This is a genomic window from Bacillus cereus group sp. BfR-BA-01453, from assembly GCF_022662915.1.
GTDB classification, from domain to species: domain Bacteria; phylum Bacillota; class Bacilli; order Bacillales; family Bacillaceae_G; genus Bacillus_A; species Bacillus_A paranthracis.
Window position 1 is genome coordinate 82,945 of the sequence record NZ_JAKUEN010000004.1, and the last position, 20,376, is coordinate 103,320.

Here is a 20,376-nt window from a genome sequence, read left to right on the forward strand (position 1 = left end):
GTGTCAAAGATTGAATGTGCCTGAAAGAGGCACTTCATATCGGCTGCAAATGAAAAGAGACACCTTCGCCGAATAGGTGTCAGTCGTTTTGTCATCTAGACTTGCTATTTGACAGTTATTAGAATAACATGCGCAGGTTTGGAAGTCAAAAGGGAATTAAAGGAAGAGGGGTTGTTATGTACGCTTATTTAATAAAAGAACTATATAGGCATATTCCGAAATATATTATTGATAGAGGATATGAATATTATGAAGATGGACATGTAGAAGATGTTGAAATACATGATAATAAAGTATTTGCATTTGTAACTGGAAATGCAGGGAATTATGAAGTGGTCATCGATCTCGAAGATTTTTCAGAAAGTAATTGTGAATGTCCATATGAAAATTATTGTAAGCATATGGCGGCAGTTGTTTATGATATGCAAGAGGCTGGTGAGAGTAAGGTGAAAGAGAAACTGAAAGATTTAGAAAAGGAAGAGTTACTCACAGTATTAAATCGTTTATTGCAAAGTTCAAAAAACGTACAAATTGTAGAAAAGATGTTAAAGAAGGGGAAACTTTAACTTATAGAGGGAGTTGTTTTGTAGTGAATGTACTCATTGTATACGCTCATCCTAGTCCTTCAAGTTTTAACGCGGCAATTTTAAATCATGTGCAAAAAGGACTACAGGAAACAAATCATTCAGTTACCGTACTTGATTTATATAAGGAGCAATTTGATCCAGTCCTTGTATTTAATGAAGAGAAGAAAAGACGTGATTTAGTAAATGAAGAAGAAACAGCCAGGTACAGAACATTAGTAGAAGAAGCAGATATGCTTCTATTCATCTATCCGATATGGTGGTGGGGGATGCCAGCTATTTTAAAAGGGTTTATTGATCGCATTTTCGTAGCTGGATTTGCTTATAAATATGAAGGGGCCTTGCCGAAAGGCTTATTGAAAGGTAAGAAGGCATGGGTAATTAATACGTTAGACTCACCGTTATGGTACGTCGCATTACTATATCGATCAGCAGATTGGATTATAATGAAGAGAGGTGTTTTACGTTTTTGCGGCATTCGCGATATAAAACGGTCAGTATTTCAATCTGTGAAAACGAGTAAACGAGAGAAGCGGGAAAAGTGGTTATTACAAATAGAAGAAAAGGCTCGTACATTATGAATGAAATCGATCGAATTATAAACTGTTGTGGGTATGATAACGAACTTTTTCGAACGTATATTACATGTTTACTTCAATTGAAGAAATGTAGCGAAACATTTCAGCAAATTCAAATACAATTAAGAAATGATTACTTAATAAGAGGAATTTGTGAAAGAGAAGTGGATGAAGTAGTAAGGGGAAGTAAGGAGTATGAAATGCATTTTCTTCCTAAAGCTTTACAGTGGAACTTCTTGAGGGAAAATCCACATCAGATTGAAAAAGTATGTGAAGATTTTTTTGCATTTGAGGCATTATATCTTACGGAGATAGAGTGGAAGACTGTGATAAATTGCGTGGGAAATAAATGATTTATTATGTAAAAAAGCTAGTATAAAACTAGCTTTTCGTTTAAATAAATAAGAAACATAGACTTATGATAAATCCTGCATATAGTAAGTTCACAACGCAAAATCCCATAATATCACGAGCACCTAAACCAGCTATCGCTAATGCTGGTAATGCCCAGAAAGGTTGAATTAAATTTGTCCAAGCATCGCCCCACGCAATGGCCATTGCTGTTTTTGCAGCAGGTACACCAAGTTCAGCGCCAGCTGGAATCATAATGGGTGCTTGCACAGCCCATTGACCACCACCAGATGGAACGAAAATATTAACGATGCCAGCACTTAAAAAAGTAAAGAGGGGGAAAGTTGTTTCGTTTGAAATGCTAATAAAGAAATTCGAAATAGCTCCTCCAAGTGAAAGGCCTTCACTATTTGCTCCAATCATCATCCCCATAATTCCTGCGTAAAACGGAAATTGAAGTAGAATGCCAGAAGCGCTTTTCGTAGAGTCTGAAAAAGCGCGAATATATTGAATCGGAGTACGGTGGAAAACGAGTCCAGCAATTAATAACATAAAAATAACGATGTCTAGCGTAAGGTTAAAGCCTTTCGTATAAAAGTAGTTGAAAATATAAATGAGACCTAACAATCCAACGCAAAGTGTAATAATGATACTATTTTCCATTTTCTCAGCGAACGTATTTTTCCCTACCTCTTGAGCGGCAGCTTCTTCATGGAACACGCTAGGGTCTACTGTAATCGTATGTTTTTCATCTGGATGCATCGCCTTATTAATGAGAGGCATCGTAACTAAAAAGATAATAACTGGAACTAGGGCGTATGGTGAGAATAACGTTTCAGTGATTGGAATCGCTTCTTTAATACTTCCAGCTGTCGTTTTCATTAACGTTTCTCCGCCTGTTGCTAACGTAAGAGGGATAGAAGCAGAAAGCCCCGCATGCCAAATGAGAAATCCAGAGTAAGAAGAAGCAATTGCCAGTCTATAATCTAATCCTTCCAGCTGTCTTGCTACTTCTTTTGCATATAAAACAGATACAACAATACCAAATCCCCAGTTTATGTACGCCCCTAGTAAACTTACGATTGAAATGGCAATAATACCTTGTCCATTTGTTTTTGGTAGTCTTGCCGCTTTCGTTAATCCTTTTTTAATAAGAGGAGCATTTGCTAAAGCAGATCCTGTCACGAGTACAAGTGCCATTTGCATAGAAAAGGCGAGAAGTCCCCAAATGCCATTACCCCAGTGATTAATCATTTCCACAGGTGTTTGATGCGTTGCAAACATACCAAAGAAGATAACGAAAACAGTTAATAAACATGATAAAATAAACGGTTCTGGCAAGAAGCGTTGCACTAAGGCGACGCAACCATTAGTAAAAGAACGAAACAAAATAGATCAACCTCCTTATGTATATGTATTACAATTATTCGAGGTTGTTTCGTTCATAACCTCTTAAAAATAGAAAATTCTGATATTTTTAGAAGGATTGAAATATGTTCAAGAAGAGTGGTAGCATCATCACCCTGACAGAAAAAGTTGCTTTTCCCTAATATGAAATATTGCATATAAAAATGAATTGATGCAAATGTAAAAGCTTATTATAATGAAAGCATAAATATACAATACATCTTAATACAGCAAAGAGGAGGAAGGAATATGGAAATCGCAATGGCAGTTTTAAAATTTTTAGGTGGAGTAATTCCTTTAATTCAAGAACTTTTAAAAGCGTTTATGTAAGTTTATTCGTTAGCTATCATATATCCATCATTATTATATCTTACTAAAAAAAGAATGGGGTGATTTTTCTGAACATTAAGAAAAATTCTAAGAAAAGAAAGTTCCTTACATGTGTATTAGTTAGTCTATGCACTCTTAATTATTCATCTATTTCTTTCGCAGAAACACAAGCCGGTCATGCAAATGATATAAACAAAAATGCTAGTAGCATTGATACTGGTATAGGGAATCTTACATATAATAATCAAGAGGTTTTAGCTGTAAATGGTGATAAAGTAGAGAGTTTTGTTCCAAAAGAAAGTATCAATTCAAATGGTAAATTTGTAGTAGTGGAACGTGAGAAAAAATCACTTACAACGTCACCAGTCGATATTTCGATTATTGATTCTGTAGCGAATCGTACGTATCCAGGAGCTGTACAACTTGCCAATAAAGCTTTTGCAGACAATCAACCGAGTTTATTAGTGGCTAAGAGAAAGCCTTTGAATATTAGTATAGACTTACCTGGTATGAGAAAAGAAAATACAATCACTGTCCAAAATCCGACATATGGTAATGTAGCTGGAGCAGTAGATGATTTAGTATCTAATTGGAATGAAAAGTATTCCGCAACACATACGTTACCTGCAAGAATGCAGTATACAGAATCTATGGTTTATAGTAAATCACAAATCGCAAGTGCTCTTAATGTTAATGCTAAATATCTTGATAACAGTCTAAATATTGACTTTAATGCAGTTGCAAATGGAGAAAAGAAAGTGATGGTGGCGGCATATAAACAAATATTTTATACTGTAAGTGCTGAACTACCTAATAATCCATCTGATCTCTTTGATAATAGTGTTACTTTTGATGAGCTAACTCGTAAAGGAGTAAGTAATTCGGCTCCACCTGTTATGGTTTCAAATGTAGCTTATGGTAGAACGGTTTATGTAAAATTAGAAACAACATCTAAGAGTAAAGATGTACAAGCTGCTTTTAAAGCTTTACTTAAGAATAACAGCGTCGAAACGAGTGGACAGTACAAAGATATTTTTGAAGAAAGTACCTTTACTGCTGTCGTATTAGGTGGAGATGCGAAAGAGCATAACAAGGTTGTTACAAAAGATTTCAATGAAATCCGAAATATCATTAAAGATAATGCTGAATTAAGTTTTAAAAATCCAGCATACCCAATTTCATATACAAGCACGTTCTTAAAAGATAATGCAACTGCTGCTGTTCATAACAATACAGATTATATCGAGACGACAACTACAGAATATTCAAGTGCAAAAATGACACTTGATCATTACGGTGCTTACGTTGCGCAATTTGATGTATCTTGGGATGAATTCACATTTGATCAAAATGGGAAAGAAGTACTAACACATAAAACATGGGAAGGTAGTGGCAAAGACAAAACAGCCCATTACTCTACAGTAATCCCTCTTCCACCAAATTCAAAAAATATAAAAATCGTAGCAAGAGAATGTACAGGTCTTGCATGGGAATGGTGGAGAACCATTATTAATGAACAAAATGTTCCATTAACAAATGAAATAAAGGTTTCAATTGGAGGAACAACATTATACCCAACGGCTAATGTTAGTCATTAGGTTGGAGCAAATTGCCCTGTTTATAGGGCAATTTTTTTACTTAAGTGAAAGTAGATCGGCGTTTCTTAAATATATCATAATCAATTCGCAAATCTTGTCACCATATTTTTAAATGTTATCAGTTTTCATTATTAATTTATTGCGCATCAGCATTTGGATATTTTTATTGGGAATAGTAAGGAGGAGGGGAGGTGCATTACATATGGGAAAAGGTAGAAGTAATAATGCTGGTAAAAAGCAACCAAATTTCGATGATTCATCTAATTTCGCTAAACAAAGTCAACCGACAGAAAAGAAGAAATAGGAAAAGGAGCTCTCTTTATGAAGAGAGCTCCTTGTTAGATATATTGATGTTTCAGCACAAGAGATTGCGTGTTCAATCAAATAGTCATACATGTAAGGTTTAAACTCCTGCTGCTACTAATGTGGAACCTTTTCTAAATGATGTGCAATATCAACATACATGTTTGAGTATGTTGAATGTATGTCATTACTTGGCGTAGCGTTAGAAGAGAAGTGGACAATTACCATATTTGCTTTCGGATCGATGTAAAGTGTTTGTCCGTAACTACCTAACACTTCAAAAGCACCTTGTTCATTGTGCGGAATCCACCATTGATTATGATAAGAAATGGAAGCTCCAGGGCCAACTGCAAGTTCACCTTCTTGGACATTTTTTATATCTTCAGTAATAGAAGAAGGGAGAATTTGTTTTCCGTTATATTCCCCGTTGTTTAATAGTAATTGCCCGAATCTAGCCATATCTCTAGCAGTTGCATTTAAACCAGCACTAGCTTGTTCAACTTTTGTTTCATCTGTTACGTAATACGCGTTTTCTTCCATACCAATTTGAGACCATATGCGCTCGCTAACATTTTCAGCTAATGATTTACCTGTGATCGTTCGAATCACCCAAGCGAGTGTTTCTGCTGATCCGTTATCGTAAGAAAAATCGGAACCAGGCGGTGCAGTTTCTTCTGCTTCTCGTAACATATCATAAATTTTCATCGGGCCATCGTAATTTTTACCTCGAGGTAAAATATTGCTCGCTAAATATAGTTGTGCATCTTGATTTTCTAACGCTGGGTGTTCATAGCCGTGAGTGGGGTATTCCACAGAAACTTGCATGTCCATTAATTGCTGTAGTGTTGCTTTTCCAAATGGTGTATTTTTTAATTCTTTTATATATGTGTCAGCTGTTTTTTCTAAATCAATACGGTTTTCTTCAGCGAGAGATTGTATTATTGCTCCGGTAAATACCTTTGCTAATGATGCCATGCCATGCGGTTCACTCTCGTTATATCCATTAAAATATCGTTCATAAACAAGTTTTCCATTGTGTACAACGACAAACGCATCTGTTTTGTTATCGTCTAAAAGTTTTTTTAGAGGAGTTGTATTTCCCAATCTACGCTCTACAGCAAAATCATCTAAGTTTTGCAAAGCGGTAGAGAAATGGGAAACTTGATCTGGGTTATGATTTACCTCGTTAATTAAAGTGAATTCTTTCATATGTGTATACGACCAACGTAAGTATGGATCATCTAACCAATTTTTTTTCGTCACATTATTTTTCGACGGAATTGTTTTATTATGTTTGAAGTATGTAAAACCGAGCCCTGTAATTACAAATATGAATGTGATTATGAGTAAGAGTAGGGGAGATTTTTTAAGTTTCATATCGGTCCCTCCTTTTTATTTCTATTATAAGTATACGCTCCAATTGAAAGAAATACAAAATAAGGAAAGTAAACGGATAAGTTTACTTTCCTTATTTACGTTAAGCGGATATTTGTCCGTCTGTACGCTGTTTCTTAAATTTTTGTTTTCGTCCGTGTAATCCATAGTATAAAAGTAAAGTGAACGCAACGATAATAGCCGCGATAAAATACATATTATGGTAACTTGATTTCGCTGCGACGATACCTAAAATGAAAGAACCAAAGCCAATACCACTATCAAAGAATGAGAAGTACGTAGCTGTCGCAGAACCACGTCGATGATTTGGAGCGGCAGAAATCGCAATCGTTTGGAAGCTAGGAATTAATGTTCCGTAACCTAAACCGATTAGCATACCTGCACCAAGGAACCAAAATGAAGTTTGTGCTTGGCTTAAAATGAACATCCCAATTGTGAAAATAATAATAGCTGGATAAACAAGTACGTTTTCACCGAAGCGATCAAAAATCTTACCTGTAAATGGACGAGAAATGACAACAACAAGTGCGTATAAAATAAAGAAGTAACTTGCAATATCAGCTAAACCGAGCTCTTTTGCATAAATAGGAATAAAGGATAAAATACCACTATAAGAAAAGGCTAAAACAAATCCTGTAAGAGCGATTGGAATAGAAGATGGTTCAAGTAAGTCTTTCCATTTCATTTTTTCTCGTTTTTGTTTGCTTACAGGTGCTTCATGCGGAATATTGACAAGTAGTCCTAATAAAAATGCAAGTAATGAAAATACGGAACAAACGATAAATAATACAGTAAACGAAAAATGAGAAATAATTGTTAAACCTAAAAAAGGACCAATTACCATCGGCAGACTCATAAATACGCCGAAATAGGCAAGTGCTTCGCCTCGTCTATGAGCTGGCGCAACATCTGTGACAATCGTACCAGTTGCAGTTGTTGCCATACCGAACCCAATACCATGTAAGAAGCGAAGGGCTAGTAATAAAAATAAACTTTGTGCACCGAAATACATAACGGTAGCGGCTAAAAATAGTGAAAGTGAAATAAATAATATTTTCTTTCTTCCTAAATCATCGAGCCACTTTCCTGTGAATGGTCGACATAAAACAGATGAAATAAGAAAAACAGTTGCAACTAAACCAATTTCCTCAGGTTTTCCTTTTAGGCCGTCTATTACATAGACGGGTAAAGTAGTCATAAGCATATAAAATGTTAAGAAGAGAAATAGACTACTAAAACAAGTTCCGAGGAAATCCTTCGTCCAAAGTTTTTCACTTTGCATCGTCATCCCTCCAATTTAATCTAAGTTTTTAATAATTTGTTGTAACACTTGAAATGCTTGATGTAAATCATCTTCGTTAATACCTTCTAGCGTCTTTTCTTCGAAAGTATCAACTTCTTCTTGCCATACCGGAATCATTTTTATCGCTGTTTCTGATAAAGAAATGAGCTTCTCACGGCGATCTTTTCCTTCAGTACGAATAATCCATCCCATCGTTTCCATACGTGTTAACGTACGAGTCATCGTTGGTGACTCAACATTTAAATACTGACATAATTCTGTTTGCGTACAAGAACCAGTTTGATTAATACGGAAAATTACAGCCCATTGCGCACTAAATAATCCAGTGGGAGATACGCGTTCATTAAATTTCTTCGTAAACTTGCGAGAAGTCTGGCTGACAATGTGAAAAAAATGTTGTTTTTCGTCCATGTATGTTGATCCTTTCAAATTAGTTACCTAGCTAACTATATACTTTTTTATTATAATTGTCTAGTAATAGACATGTTGATTTATGTAAAAATTTCGTATCGCTTTTTTGTTGAGAACATACATTCTGCGTGTTATTCTTTAATTAAGTAAAGAATTTTCTTTCTATTAAAAAGAATGGGGGAACTTGTGATGATTAAGCCTGCAACAATGGAGTTTGTTTCACTATCGAACGGAGAAACGATTGCGTATCAGGAAGTTGGAAGGCAAAATGCAGAAATTCTTGTACTCATTCACGGAAACATGACATCGTCACAACATTGGGATTTAGTCATTGAAAAGCTGCAAGATCAATACCATATTTACGCTCTTGATTTAAGAGGATTTGGTCAATCAACATATAATAAAGCGATAGATTCAATACAAGATTTTGCAGAAGATGTAAAACTATTTATTGATCAATTAAAACTAGAGAAATTTTCATTAATGGGCTGGTCAATGGGCGGTGGTGTTGCGATGCAATTTACAGCGAATCATCCAACGTTTGTCGAAAAGTTAATTTTAGTAGAATCGGTGGGTATGAAGGGATATCCAATTTTTAAAAAGGATATAAACGGGCAACCAATCGTATCAAGCTTAGTAAAGACGAAAGAAGAAATTGCACAAGATCCCGTACAGATTGCACCAGTGTTAGATGCGATAAAAAATATGAATAAATTATATTACCGTACAGTATGGAATTTATTAATATATACACATAATCAACCTGAACCAGATCGTTATGAAAAGTATTTAGACGATATGTTAACGCAACGTAATTTCGTAGATGTGAATTATGCGCTCATTACATTTAATATTTCAGATGAACATAATGGGGTTGTAGAGGGGAGTAAGCAAATTCATCATATTAAAGCGCCAACACTCGTCATACAAGGTGACAGAGATTATGTCGTACCACAAGTAGTCGGTGAGGAGTTAGCAAAACATTTGCCAAATGCAGAGTTGAAGGTATTAGAAGATTGCGGTCATTCGCCGTTTATTGATTGTTTAGACGTATTTATAAAGCATGTAGAGGATTGGTTAGAACAGAAATAATCCCCGAAATGAAAGGTATTGCATATACTATAACATTGTAAGTAAAAGGGGAGATTATCCATGCACCATCCGTTCTTAATTGCGCATTCTCCATATCATCATCATGTGTATACAAAAATGATGATAGCTCCGTTGTATATGCAAGTTTCACCAGCTGTAGTTCCTTTACAACTGCAATACCCGCAGCCACCAATCACTAGTACACAGCAATACGTGTATGAAACTGCTTTTTATAAACATCCGTATTTCAAGCAATTCCATAACAATGTGAAAGCACAAGTTTGGGAAGGATAAGAAGCTAAAAGATTCATTCTTTTAGCTTCTTTTTTATTGCGAATATTCGTACACGCATTTGCAGAAACAGTTTATAATGAAAAGTGGAAAGCGTGAGAAGGAGAGGGAAAGGGAATGTCAATGCGTTTTACTTTTTGGATTATGGTTGGGATTGTAGCAATCTCGGGTTTGTCACAAGGAATGCTTTTACCGGCCATTGCAATGATTTTTGAACAAGAAGGGGTTAGTTCAAGTATTAACGGTATTCATGCGACAGCACTATACATTGGGATATTAGTGATCTCACCGTTTCTTGAAAAACCGATGCAAAAGTTTGGAATGAAGCCAATTATCGTCATTGGTGGGTTTCTCGTTATTATTTCATTATTCTTTTTTACACAAACATTTTCATTTTGGGTATGGTTTATCCTTAGATTTCTAGTTGGCGTGGGAGATCATATGCTACATGTCGGAACACAAACATGGATTACGACAACATCGGATCCGAGTAAAATAGGTAGACAAGTATCGATATACGGTGTATTCTTCGGAATTGGTTTTGCCGTCGGTCCGTATTTAGCAAGCACAGTTCAGTACGGTCTTGCAACGCCATTTATTATATCTACTATACTTTGTCTAATAGGTTGGCTGTTATTATTACCAACAAAAAATGCATTCCCGGCGCAAGATGAAAGAGAAGTGAAGAGTGAATCATCATTTTCTCGTTATAAACAAGTTGTTGGATTAGGATGGATTGCACTGCTGGGACCACTTGCATATGGCGTACTGGAAGCAATGTTAAACAGTAACTTACCAGTATACGCGCTTCGAAAAGGATGGTCCGTTTCAGAAGTATCCTTCTTATTACCAGCATTTGCAGTTGGGGGCATTATTACACAAATTCCGCTCGGCATATTAAGTGACAAATACGGAAGGGACCGTATTTTAACGTGGACGTTCAGCATAAGTACGGGCATTTTCTTACTTGCAGCCGTATTTGATCAATATTATTGGATCGTCTTTGCCTGCATGTTGTTAGCGGGTATGGTCATTGGATCGTGCTTTTCGTTAGGACTTGGATTTATGACAGATTTATTACCGAGACACTTATTGCCAGCAGGTAATATATTATCTGGAATCGCCTTTAGTTTAGGAAGTATACTGGGGCCTGTATTAGGAGGCGTATTTATAGAAAAAATACAGTATACAAGCTTTTTTATTGCGGTTATGATTATAATGGGAATTCTCGCAATGTTATATATGATTTACATGAAGAATCAATTCGCATCAAGAAAAATAGAAAGTAGGTTAGGGCATGACAAAACAACCTAATAAAAAGAAATTTGAAGTACTCGAAAATGAAACAATTACAGACTGCTTAGCACGTATGGAACAAGAAGGCTATGCACCGTCTCGCCGCATGGAAGAGCCAATCTTTCATGAGGTGAAGAAAGACGGTAAAACAGTAGTTGAACCGTGCGGTAGGAAGATTGTTTTTGAGGGGAAATTGAAGTAATACAAATAGCAAATTCTCTTTATAGTATAGAGCCACCCAATTCATTTGAATTGGGTGGCTTGTTTTGTTACTGAGTAATAAAGGAATAGGTAGATTAGGAATTGAATAGAATGAATGGATATTTTCTAGAGAGGATGAAGTTAGTTGTTCGGGTATGGATTATAGAGCTAAAACTATAAGAAGCTAAAATTTTGCAAAGGGAAATAGGTAAATACGCCGAGTGCTGGTTAATCCGTACGTCATCAATTTTGTCATTTGGAAGAAAATAATAATATCATAAAGCATACTATAAATAGTTATATTTTTTTGTATAGAAAATGCGTAATTGTAACGTTAAATCTTCCTGGAAGAGCAGTTACACTAGCTTTGGATTTTTGTTAATTCAAAATTCAGTGTGCAAACGAGGTGGAGTTCAAAAATGGAAGCAAATCAAAATGAGCGAATTCTCTATGCAGTTTTTGAGAATGAAATGAAAAATGAATCTGTTTTGTTCTCACAAAATAATTCACACATCTAGTCATATAAGAAAACGCTGTTGATTCCAATATCAATAGCGTTTTTATTTTTAGTAAATATATAGATCAAAATGAATTTCTGCTTGAATCGAACTAGCGAAATCAAGTATATCTTTTTGTAAATACATTGCGGGTGATTCGTTATTCTCAATTTGAATGACTACCATAAATAGAAATTCTAAATCATATTTTTTCTTAAGCTGTTTTAATGGTTCTGTTTTCTCTTCAAGTGATTTTAGAATAACATACAACTGATTATTTATATCGTATGATTCTTGATAGCCAGTGCTTAAATTCCAATCCGTCTCTTTTCTATATAGTTTTTTTGTGGATACAAGATTCGGATTATCACGTCTTGCGACAATATCACCTTTTTTATAAGTTCTTGTAGGTTCGATATTTAGGGCGTCGGTAATTGCTTCAACAGGGAATATATCACCCGTTATACTAAAATAAGCCATAACTTTAGTTTTATCCAGAACGGTTCCTCCTCTATTGTTAAGATGTCACTCTTATTACATTATAAAAATTTAAGAATGTATTTACTAGAATGTAAATGTGTTTTTGATTGAAATTTGGTGTTGGGATATAAATGATAATGCTAGATATATACCTTTGTAGTAAGGGGGAATTATACAAAAGTAGGATGATTTCAAATGTATTTATTTGTATGATAAAAACAAAATGTTTTTAAAAAATTGGAATGTAGGGGAGGGGGAATCATAATGATACAAAGCATATATGAAACGCATTTACATGTGAAAAATTTAGAAAAGGCGATAGATTTCTATCAAAATAAGTTAGGTTTAATATTAGCAAAAAAACTATCGGAAAGGCCGGTTGCTTTCTTTTGGATAGGAAAAAATAAAAAACAAATGCTTGGATTATGGGAAGTACATAGTAATGAAGATTTTGAGATGAAACACTTCGCTTTTCGTGTAGATGTAGAGTTTTTAAAGATTTCTAAATTATGGTTAGAGAAACGTGGAATAGAGGTAGTAGGGAGTCAGGGGAAAGGAAATGAAGAGCCAATTGTCCAAAGGTGGATGCCAGCTGCAAGCGTATATTTTCTAGATTGTGATGGAAATAAATTAGAGTTTATTTCTATGTTACATGATAATCCAGATGAATTAGAATATGCAACGTATTTAAGTGAATGGGAAGCGGAGCACTAAGAAGAATAAAGTTTAATCAGTAGGAGTGTTATAGCTTTGTATTATGTTAAATAGATAGAGACAAAAAAATCCCTCAAGAAAAGGCATGTTCTTGAAGGATTTTTTTATTGTTTGTAACTTATTAACGATCTTCACGTTTAGATATTTCAGCGCGTTGAATATAACCATCAGAGAAGCTGAAATAAAGAGAATAGCTTCCTCGATTATATATAAAGCCTTCGCTAGTCATATCCTCTCCGATTAAATCGGGCTCACCAAACCACTCTTTTAATTCATTGATAGAAATATCCATTTTAACCCATATATATCTAGCGTCCCAAGGGTACATGTCAATATTATAATCGCCGTATACCGCTATATTAGGTGCATCACATTCTGTACATGGTGCTTTTTTCAAAACATCAGGCACTCCATATTCTTTTTTTACTTCAGATATATCTTTACGCAATGAATTTAATGTAAATGGACCAAACGTCCCATTCTCTAAAGCTGTTGTTAACATTTGTTTCAGTTCTTCTTTTGAATTGATGTTGAAATTATAATTTCTGTTTTTTGCTATTGCATTATAGAAAAATTGTGCATACTGCTCACGCTTCACAAATGTGTTTCCGTTAAAATTACCTGACTCGTCACCTTGTGCTATACGGTTACTACGCAGTGTATTTACAGCTTCATAAGCCCAATGACCTTTTGGTACGTCTTTAAATTTTCCTTGTTCTTTTGATTCTAAATGAAATACTTTTTGTAATATTACTGCCATCTCATATCGAGTTAATACATCATCTGGACGGAATGTACCTGTTCCATCACCTGTCATAATTCCAGCTTGCGCAATGGCTTTAATATCTTTTTCAAACATATGATTTGTAATATCACTAAACATATTTCCTTGTTTATCGTCTACTTTTAAACCTAAATGTCGATTGACTAAAGAAGCTACCTGTCCTCTAGTAACATTGTCACCAAAACCAAATTTCCCATTTCCATACCCCTTATAAATCCCTGCTGCTGCTAAGTAATCAATAGCATCTTTTGACCAGTGGTCCTTTGGTACATCTGTAAATACAGTGTTCGTATTGCTAGCTACCTTATAGTTATTCGTAGTTGTTTGTGCATTAGCTGTGCCTACCATCGTTGTAGTTACTAGTGCTGCGGTGATTACGAATCCGAAAAAAAATTTAGCTTTGCTTGTTTTCTTCCCCATTTGCGCAAGCCTCCCCAGTTTCATTTAACTTTATTAAATATACTCATTACGATGCATGCATTTAATACAATTAAATGCATGCATCGTAATTGTAACATGTAAGTTATAATTATTTGTCATTTATTTCCGTAATGTGGATGAAATTTTGATAATATAACCAAAAATGTGGATAATTGATATTCAGCGTTATTTAATGATGATACATACAGTAAAATGTTCTGTTTTCCATTCTACGATAGAAAACAGAACGTATATTTGGTATAATCGAAATATACTATATGAAACGATGTACATGAGTTTGACATGTATGTATTAAGGTACGTACTACATAACAATAACTACGCTTTATACAAATCAATCGTTAGAAAGGAAAAGAAGTAATGAATCAAATTTCATTTGAAGATTTATTTGAAGAAGAAAACGCGAAAGAAAAGGTGGAGGTAGCTGAAATACCAGTACCTTTATCACCATTGCAAAGAGATATATTGGAATTAATGGATTCTGAAGAAATAAGTGCACTTGAGCTGTGTGAACAATTAATACGAGCTGGAAAAATATCAGATGAAAGATTCACAACGAATAAGCCGAAAGCATATGGAGAAGTATGCTTACTATTAGAAGGATTTGTTAAAGAAGGAAAGCTTATTTTTGTCAAAAGTGATGAGAAAAGAGATAGGGTTTATAAATTGAATGAAGAAATGTTTAACGGATAAGGTGTGCAGGGGGAATTCATTCATTTTTCTCATTAAAAAAGGGTGTCAATTTTACTTAGATTGACACCCTTTTAATCATCTAACACCTTACATGTTTACGCTTGAAACCAAGTCTTCCTCTATCAAGTTCTTTCTGAATACTCTCTGCAGCATTTAGCAAACTACTTTTTTTATTATCACGTTTTATTTCAACTATACCAACTTCTTTTGCAATCTCGACTGCTTTTTCGTGTAGTGGTACATAGGAAATTGCTACAGTGTTTAGAAAATTATTCATAGCGGATTTAGTTCGTTCTGGCGAATCATGGATTGTCTTTTTCACCATTTCAAGCATATCGGAAAGTTTGCTTTCAGAAAACTCATCGTCTTTGCGATTTCCTAAAAGCCAGCAGTAGCAACTCCAGCCTGCAGACATTTTAAGCTCTTTACCACTTGCAATCCATTTATCAGCAACTTCTTGAGCGATATTTGATTCGGATAAAGTAACTGCCACCACATAATCAGACAACATATAAAAATACGCTCCGTCTATCCATCGATCAAAATCAGACTCCTTCATAGCTTTCGGGTCCGCAATAATGCCTGCAAAATACATAGCATCGTAGTTGCCTGTGGCATAAAGTTCTTCTGCTAACTCTTGGTTTATTTTTATTTTTTTTGCGATTGGTTTCATAGCACCTGTAGCTACGCCGAAAACTGGTTCCTGCGCACCGTTAGATATGTATATTTTTTTCGTTCGTTCCTTGCCTAGAGCTTCAAGCTCTTGCATAACTGTTTTAAAATCCAAAGCTGTGCACTTCCTTTCTTCATGTAAAAACCATTTTAATTGCGAACAACTAGCCTATATTTTTTATCATGTTTCCATACTTTCTAATTTTAAATCTTATGTGAGTAGGATGTCTACTTTCTATAATTTGTCGATAGTGCAGATAGTGATTTTGAAAGTCTAGATTTTTAGGATGAAAAACTACTGATTAAAGTTTCCCTGTATCTTTGGCTCTTTCTCGGTATTATTATGTTATTATTTGGTAAGAGGATAAATGTAAAGTGAAACATGTGAGGTTGGTTATAAATGATAAAGAAATTTACTAGAGTAGTATTAACTGTAGTTATGCCAATTAGTATGATTGTGGGGTGTGGAAATACTGAAAAAACTGAAGCAAAAGAACCGAAAGCGATACAATCAGAGAAAAAGGACTATACGGATTATTCGTATGGAAGCAAAGGTATAGTAGTAAGCGGAAAAGCGAAAGAACGTCAACAATACGAGGTTGGATATATGGATGATAATAAGTTAATTGGGATTGATGAAAATATTGAGGACTGTATTATTTTAGATAATAAAGATGAAGCAAGTCTCGTTTGGAAACAAATAGAGCGTGGATCGATTATTGAAGTACAATATGGTAAGGACCGTAATGATATCATAGGCGTACAATTAGTAGGAGATCGTGAGCCATACGAAATTAGTGATAAGTTTGATCGAAATACGATAAACGAGATTGTCGAAAACGTTAAAGGGAATTTGTAATAGAAGCTAAAATGAAAAAATATTTAAATTTACTATTAATAAAGTCGATTCCTTATGGAGATAAGAAATCGACTTTATTAATTATCTTTTTTGTAAGTTGTCTTTCCAAAAATTATAGCTATTATCAATAACTTCTTTTAATTTGAAATAGTTTTCCCAAGTATCTTTTACGTGGTAGAGAGTTTCTTCGTCTATAAAAACGTCTGAGTAATCACTTATATACTTCCATTCCTCATCATTATTAAAGTAATACATCGCGAATTGATTGCCTTCGTCATTTAACATGTCGTCTGCCAAAACGCCATCCCAGTTCATATAAATTTCTGTGCCAGTCATTTGTCTAAGTTTAAACTGTTTAATTTCGTCTAGGGACTCTTCTTCAAATTCTTCACTAAATAAATTATGTTCAAGTATCCATCCTAAAAACATACCAGTATGTACAAAAGCTTGATCAATTGGTAAGTCTTCAGGAAAATCTCCTTCATAATGGTACTTCGCTTTATCGTAAACAATCGTATGTAACAATCAGTTCATCCCCTTTAAATAACGTATTCTCTAATAAATTTGTACTGTTTGTTTTAATAGTTCAACTATGTTTTCAAGCCATTCTAGCGGTGTTATTTCTAGTCCTTCAAAATATATACCATCTGCTGAATATCATGTGTACCCTCGTTTTTCTTCATCATTTTTTGGTCTTCTTCATTTCAGGTATCAATATGAGAAATCTTTTCCAAATAAAACTCATTTCAATGTAAAAGGTTACATCTATATTATCGTAAGAATGTAAAAATGTTAATATTTTTAAAGAGAACAAGTACAAAGAAACAGGATTTATTTAATAGATACTTGATAGTTATGAAAAATTACAAAGATCCTTCTTGTTGAAGAAAATCAGTAAAAGGTATCCGAATCTATTTTTGAGAAGTAGTGGTGTGTAAGGGAAGAAGTACTTTTGACGTCGATTGCAATTGGTTGTAAAATAATGTCTGTTAAGGGATTTTCTAGAAACTATCATTCGCCTGCTGGGGATAAAATGCAGTGTTTATAAAAAGGCGGAATAACCATATTTTTATACATAGTAGATTCATAGTCTTTCACGAATGAGAAAATAAAGGGAGGTTGAGATATTTACACGAACAGTGTAGGTATCGATTACAGCAATGAATATAAAAAAACGAGTAATCGGACTATCAACAAGTCTAGTAATGTTAGGGAGTGCACCTTTATCAATATCAGCAGAAGAGTTAAATAAATCTCATACTGACCAGATTAGTATTGCACAAGGGGAACGTGGAACGAACGGATTACGTTATTCTAATTTCAATCTAGAAACTCCAGATTACATGCAAATTAATGAAGCAGAAGTATCAGAGAACGAGGAAATTCTTCTAGAAGAATATAAACATAAACATGATGAAACAGAAGAGTTACATAAAATGAAAGAAGCGAAAAAAGGTGAAGTAGCAGGAGATGAAGCTATTTCAAACATTGAAAAGGCATTTGAACATGTAGACGGTCGAAATGATGGCTCTACTCGTGAACTGAAGCCGGTTGAAAAACGAAGAGCTATTCAGTATAGTGCATCGATGACTACAAAGAAATATGGAACACTTGCAGGTGTCCCGTTTGTAGAGTGGATTGTTCCAGCTGGAAATCCTGATATTCGTCCTGCAAATCCGATGAAAGCACGCTACATTACAATTCATGAGACTGCAAACACAGCTCGTGGTGCAAATGCTGAAAATCATGCGAAATATTTGTATAAACAAGCAACGGAAGGTACGTTCCGAACAGCTTCTTGGCATTTTACTGTAGACGATAAACAAATTTATCAACACTTACCAACAAACGAAAACGGTTGGCATGCAGGAGATGGGGATGGATCAGGAAATAGAGAATCTATCGGGATTGAAATTTCAGTTAACCAAGATGGAGATTACAATAAAGCGTTAGAGAATGCAAAGAGACTTGCAGGTTATTTAATGAATAAAGAAGGTATTAGTGCGGACCGCATTTATAGGCATCAACAATGGAGCGGGAAAAACTGTCCTGATATTTTAATTTCTCGTGGGAATTGGACTGGCTTCGTACAAGGGATTCAATGGTATGCAAATGTTAACGCACAAATTGATTCGCCTTTACAAGAAAGAAATGAGCTATTTGATTCAAATGAATATAATCCAGCTGAACCTAATATGGAGCTTGTAGTGAATGGTGATGGTATAAACGTACGTAGTGGTTCGGGACTTGAACATCATATCGTTCGTAAAGCTTCAAATGGAGATCGTTACAAAGTGTTAGCAGTTAAAAATGGTTGGTATAAAGTAGGTAACGATGAGTGGATTTTCTATAACCCAAGTTGGATTAAAATAAACTATAATATGCCACATAAAGAAGTACAAAAACCAAAAGATGATATTACAGGTGGATGGTTTGAAGGGAACATTCGTAAGCTGAACAGCCTAGGAATTATGAACGGTGAAGGAAACGGTGTATTTGCGCCTTATCGTAATGTTACGAGAGCTGAGTTTGCAACATTAATCTCAAATGCTTTCAAGCTACCGGAAGGAAATAAGTCATTTGTAGACATTAACAAAGCGCATCCATCACTTCATAGCGGTATTAAACGTAGTGCAAGCGCAGGAATTATTAGCGGTCGTGGCGGCGGAATTTTTGATCCTAACGCATCTATCACACGTGAAGAAGCATCGATCATGATTGACAACGCATTACAGTATAAAGGTGTTACAGGTGAATTAGTTGCATTGCCATTTAGGGATAAACATTTGATCACATATAAACAGCCTGTTCAACGATTATATAGCTTAAAAGTAGTTACTGGTGTTGGAAATAATGAGTTTAATCCTAAAGGGACAACAACTCGTGGTGAAGCAGCTGCCTTTTTAGTGAAGATGTTAGATGCAAGTCAAAAATAGAAAGAATGATAAAGGAGCTATCCAAAATGAGAATTTGGAACAGCTCCTTTTTATATAAGCCCTTATTAAGCCCCTTCCAAGCCCCTTCCAAGCCCCTTCCAAGCCCCTTCCAAGCCCCTTATAAGCACCTACCAAGTAATAAATCACTAAGAAAAAACAAAACAAAAACAACTACAAGAACAAAAAAGCGCGAAAAAATAAAACCGTCGTTGTAGTAGTTAAAAAAATTTGGAATTCAACTGCAAAAATCAATTCCTCACTCCTATATATATATTGAAGGATTGAAATCTGCCTTTTTATAAGTGCGAGGGGGAGGTAAACATATGGCGGTGTACCGTAATGTGCAAGTGAACTTTTGGCAAGATGAATTCATATTAGATTTAACGCCAGAGGAGCGTTATTTTTACATATATTTGTTAACTGGTACGAAAACGAAGCAATGTGGAATTTACGTATTACCGAAGCGAGTGGCAGAGCTGGAAACAGGTTACAGTATGGAAACTGTTGAGAAATTGTTAAGTAGATTTGTGGAATACGGCAAGATTTTATATGATGCGGAAACGAAAGAGTTATACATCATAAATTGGCTACACTATAACCCTATTTTAAATACGAATGTAGAAAAGTGTGTGCTACGTGAATTAAAAATTGTGAAAAATAAAAAGTTCGTACATATGTTTTTACGTAAATGTCTGGAAGAAGAATGGAAGATTCCGTTGTTGTTACAGCATTTTGGTATGCCAGAAGAAGAAGGGAATAGTAGTTTACAAGAAGTTGTTGAAGAAATAGAAGATGAGGAAGGGGAAGAGGATACTCAGCATAGTGAAGTTTACAAATTTTACGAACAAAATATAAGTAGTCTATCCCCATATATCGTGAAGGAATTGAAGAATTGGATACAAAGACTTTCAGGAGAGAAAGTATTAGAGGCACTTAAAATTGCGTTTGAACATAATAAGCGAACGTTTGCTTATGTGAAGGGGATTTTGAGGAATTGGTGTAGCAAGTATGGTGGAGAGAAGTGTGTGATGGGTAGTTTAGAGAGAAGGAGAAGTGTTTTGAGTAGTGTGTTTTAATTTACATTAATTTAATATAGAATATATGTTCGTTTCGGTTGGTTTTATGCTATACTACAAGTAAATAAGGGTATTTTTATAAAGC

At 34.8% G+C, this 20,376-nt stretch carries 21 protein-coding genes; 13 read left to right on the forward strand and 8 right to left on the reverse strand.

Annotated elements, in window-relative coordinates; translation table 11 throughout:
• The first annotated feature begins 176 nt into the window (after positions 1–176).
• Genes MR070_RS10615 through MR070_RS10625 form a run of 3 tightly spaced genes read left to right on the forward strand, consistent with a single transcriptional unit; the run spans position 177 to position 1,515 of the window.
• Positions 177–566 carry an SWIM zinc finger family protein gene (locus tag MR070_RS10615; RefSeq protein ID WP_242261211.1) on the forward strand — a complete coding sequence of 130 codons (390 nt, stop codon included), beginning with the start codon at positions 177–179 and terminating at the stop codon, positions 564–566.
• A gap of 23 nt (positions 567–589) precedes the next feature.
• Positions 590–1,165, forward strand: coding sequence for an NAD(P)H-dependent oxidoreductase (locus tag MR070_RS10620; protein WP_001101676.1), 576 nt, complete (start codon positions 590–592; stop codon positions 1,163–1,165).
• Positions 1,162–1,515 (forward strand): group-specific protein, encoded by a 354-nt coding sequence (locus MR070_RS10625; protein WP_242261212.1) that lies wholly within the window; start codon positions 1,162–1,164, stop codon positions 1,513–1,515. The genes MR070_RS10620 and MR070_RS10625 overlap by 4 nt, the downstream gene beginning before the upstream one ends.
• A 40-nt stretch (positions 1,516–1,555) precedes the next feature.
• Here MR070_RS10625 and MR070_RS10630 read toward each other — a convergent pair whose 3' ends face one another.
• Positions 1,556–2,902 (reverse strand): short-chain fatty acid transporter, encoded by a 1,347-nt coding sequence (locus tag MR070_RS10630; protein WP_046198436.1) that lies wholly within the window; start codon positions 2,900–2,902, stop codon positions 1,556–1,558.
• 407 nt (positions 2,903–3,309) lie between these two features.
• On the opposite strand from MR070_RS10630, the gene alo reads away from it, so the two are divergent.
• The gene (alo, locus tag MR070_RS10635; RefSeq protein WP_242261213.1) at positions 3,310–4,848 is read left to right on the forward strand and encodes an anthrolysin O/cereolysin O family cholesterol-dependent cytolysin Alo; all 1,539 of its coding nucleotides are present in this window, start codon (positions 3,310–3,312) and stop codon (positions 4,846–4,848) included.
• A 420-nt stretch (positions 4,849–5,268) separates the two neighbouring features.
• Here the strand turns inward: alo and MR070_RS10640 are convergent, their stop codons facing one another.
• From MR070_RS10640 to MR070_RS10650, 3 genes are all read right to left on the reverse strand, one after another.
• Positions 5,269–6,528, reverse strand: a complete 1,260-nt coding sequence (locus MR070_RS10640) for a serine hydrolase domain-containing protein (RefSeq protein ID WP_242261214.1) — start codon at positions 6,526–6,528, stop codon at positions 5,269–5,271.
• 100 nt (positions 6,529–6,628) lie between these two features.
• Positions 6,629–7,828 carry an MFS transporter gene (locus MR070_RS10645; RefSeq protein WP_001190334.1) on the reverse strand — a complete coding sequence of 400 codons (1,200 nt, stop codon included), beginning with the start codon at positions 7,826–7,828 and terminating at the stop codon, positions 6,629–6,631.
• 15 nt (positions 7,829–7,843) lie between these two features.
• Positions 7,844–8,260 (reverse strand): MarR family winged helix-turn-helix transcriptional regulator, encoded by a 417-nt coding sequence (locus MR070_RS10650; RefSeq protein ID WP_000343680.1) that lies wholly within the window; start codon positions 8,258–8,260, stop codon positions 7,844–7,846.
• Between the two features lie 174 nt (positions 8,261–8,434).
• Here MR070_RS10650 and phaZ point away from each other — a divergent pair, with 174 nt between their 5' ends.
• From phaZ to MR070_RS10670, 4 genes are all read left to right on the forward strand, one after another.
• Positions 8,435–9,352, forward strand: a complete 918-nt coding sequence (gene phaZ / locus MR070_RS10655) for an intracellular short-chain-length polyhydroxyalkanoate depolymerase (protein WP_242261215.1) — start codon at positions 8,435–8,437, stop codon at positions 9,350–9,352.
• A gap of 60 nt (positions 9,353–9,412) precedes the next feature.
• A complete protein-coding gene (locus MR070_RS10660; protein WP_242261216.1) occupies positions 9,413–9,646 on the forward strand; it encodes a hypothetical protein in 234 nt (77 codons plus the stop codon).
• Positions 9,647–9,760: 114 nt separating this feature from the next.
• A complete protein-coding gene (locus tag MR070_RS10665; protein ID WP_242261217.1) occupies positions 9,761–10,957 on the forward strand; it encodes an MFS transporter in 1,197 nt (398 codons plus the stop codon).
• Entirely contained in the window at positions 10,941–11,141 is a 201-nt protein-coding gene (locus tag MR070_RS10670) for an NETI motif-containing protein (protein WP_000166303.1), read from the forward strand. The genes MR070_RS10665 and MR070_RS10670 overlap by 17 nt, the downstream gene beginning before the upstream one ends.
• Positions 11,142–11,706: 565 nt before the next feature.
• Here MR070_RS10670 and MR070_RS10675 read toward each other — a convergent pair.
• Positions 11,707–12,117: a DUF4279 domain-containing protein gene (locus MR070_RS10675; protein ID WP_044793149.1), complete on the reverse strand. Its 411-nt coding sequence runs from the start codon at positions 12,115–12,117 to the stop codon at positions 11,707–11,709.
• A gap of 264 nt (positions 12,118–12,381) precedes the next feature.
• Between MR070_RS10675 and MR070_RS10680 the strand changes: the two genes are divergently transcribed.
• Entirely contained in the window at positions 12,382–12,831 is a 450-nt protein-coding gene (locus MR070_RS10680; RefSeq protein WP_242261218.1) for a VOC family protein, read from the forward strand.
• A gap of 121 nt (positions 12,832–12,952) precedes the next feature.
• Here MR070_RS10680 and MR070_RS10685 read toward each other — a convergent pair whose 3' ends face one another.
• Complete coding sequence (locus MR070_RS10685; RefSeq protein ID WP_242261219.1) at positions 12,953–14,035, reverse strand: S-layer homology domain-containing protein; 1,083 nt, start codon at positions 14,033–14,035, stop codon at positions 12,953–12,955.
• Positions 14,036–14,415: 380 nt separating this feature from the next.
• On the opposite strand from MR070_RS10685, the gene MR070_RS10690 reads away from it, so the two are divergent.
• Positions 14,416–14,748 carry a DUF3895 domain-containing protein gene (locus MR070_RS10690; protein ID WP_001071912.1) on the forward strand — a complete coding sequence of 111 codons (333 nt, stop codon included), beginning with the start codon at positions 14,416–14,418 and terminating at the stop codon, positions 14,746–14,748.
• Positions 14,749–14,827: 79 nt separating this feature from the next.
• Here MR070_RS10690 and MR070_RS10695 read toward each other — a convergent pair whose 3' ends face one another.
• Positions 14,828–15,535: a DNA alkylation repair protein gene (locus tag MR070_RS10695; protein ID WP_242261220.1), complete on the reverse strand. Its 708-nt coding sequence runs from the start codon at positions 15,533–15,535 to the stop codon at positions 14,828–14,830.
• A 285-nt stretch (positions 15,536–15,820) separates the two neighbouring features.
• Here MR070_RS10695 and MR070_RS10700 point away from each other — a divergent pair, with 285 nt between their 5' ends.
• The gene (locus tag MR070_RS10700; protein ID WP_242261221.1) at positions 15,821–16,279 is read left to right on the forward strand and encodes a hypothetical protein; all 459 of its coding nucleotides are present in this window, start codon (positions 15,821–15,823) and stop codon (positions 16,277–16,279) included.
• A gap of 81 nt (positions 16,280–16,360) precedes the next feature.
• Here the strand turns inward: MR070_RS10700 and MR070_RS10705 are convergent, their stop codons facing one another.
• Positions 16,361–16,804 carry a DUF7832 domain-containing protein gene (locus tag MR070_RS10705; protein ID WP_242261222.1) on the reverse strand — a complete coding sequence of 148 codons (444 nt, stop codon included), beginning with the start codon at positions 16,802–16,804 and terminating at the stop codon, positions 16,361–16,363.
• A 635-nt stretch (positions 16,805–17,439) separates the two neighbouring features.
• Between MR070_RS10705 and MR070_RS10710 the strand changes: the two genes are divergently transcribed.
• Complete coding sequence (locus MR070_RS10710) at positions 17,440–19,215, forward strand: S-layer homology domain-containing protein (RefSeq protein ID WP_242261223.1); 1,776 nt, start codon at positions 17,440–17,442, stop codon at positions 19,213–19,215.
• Positions 19,216–19,538: 323 nt separating this feature from the next.
• A complete protein-coding gene (locus MR070_RS10715) occupies positions 19,539–20,291 on the forward strand; it encodes a DnaD domain-containing protein (RefSeq protein WP_242261224.1) in 753 nt (250 codons plus the stop codon).
• Positions 20,292–20,376: the final 85 nt, after the last annotated feature.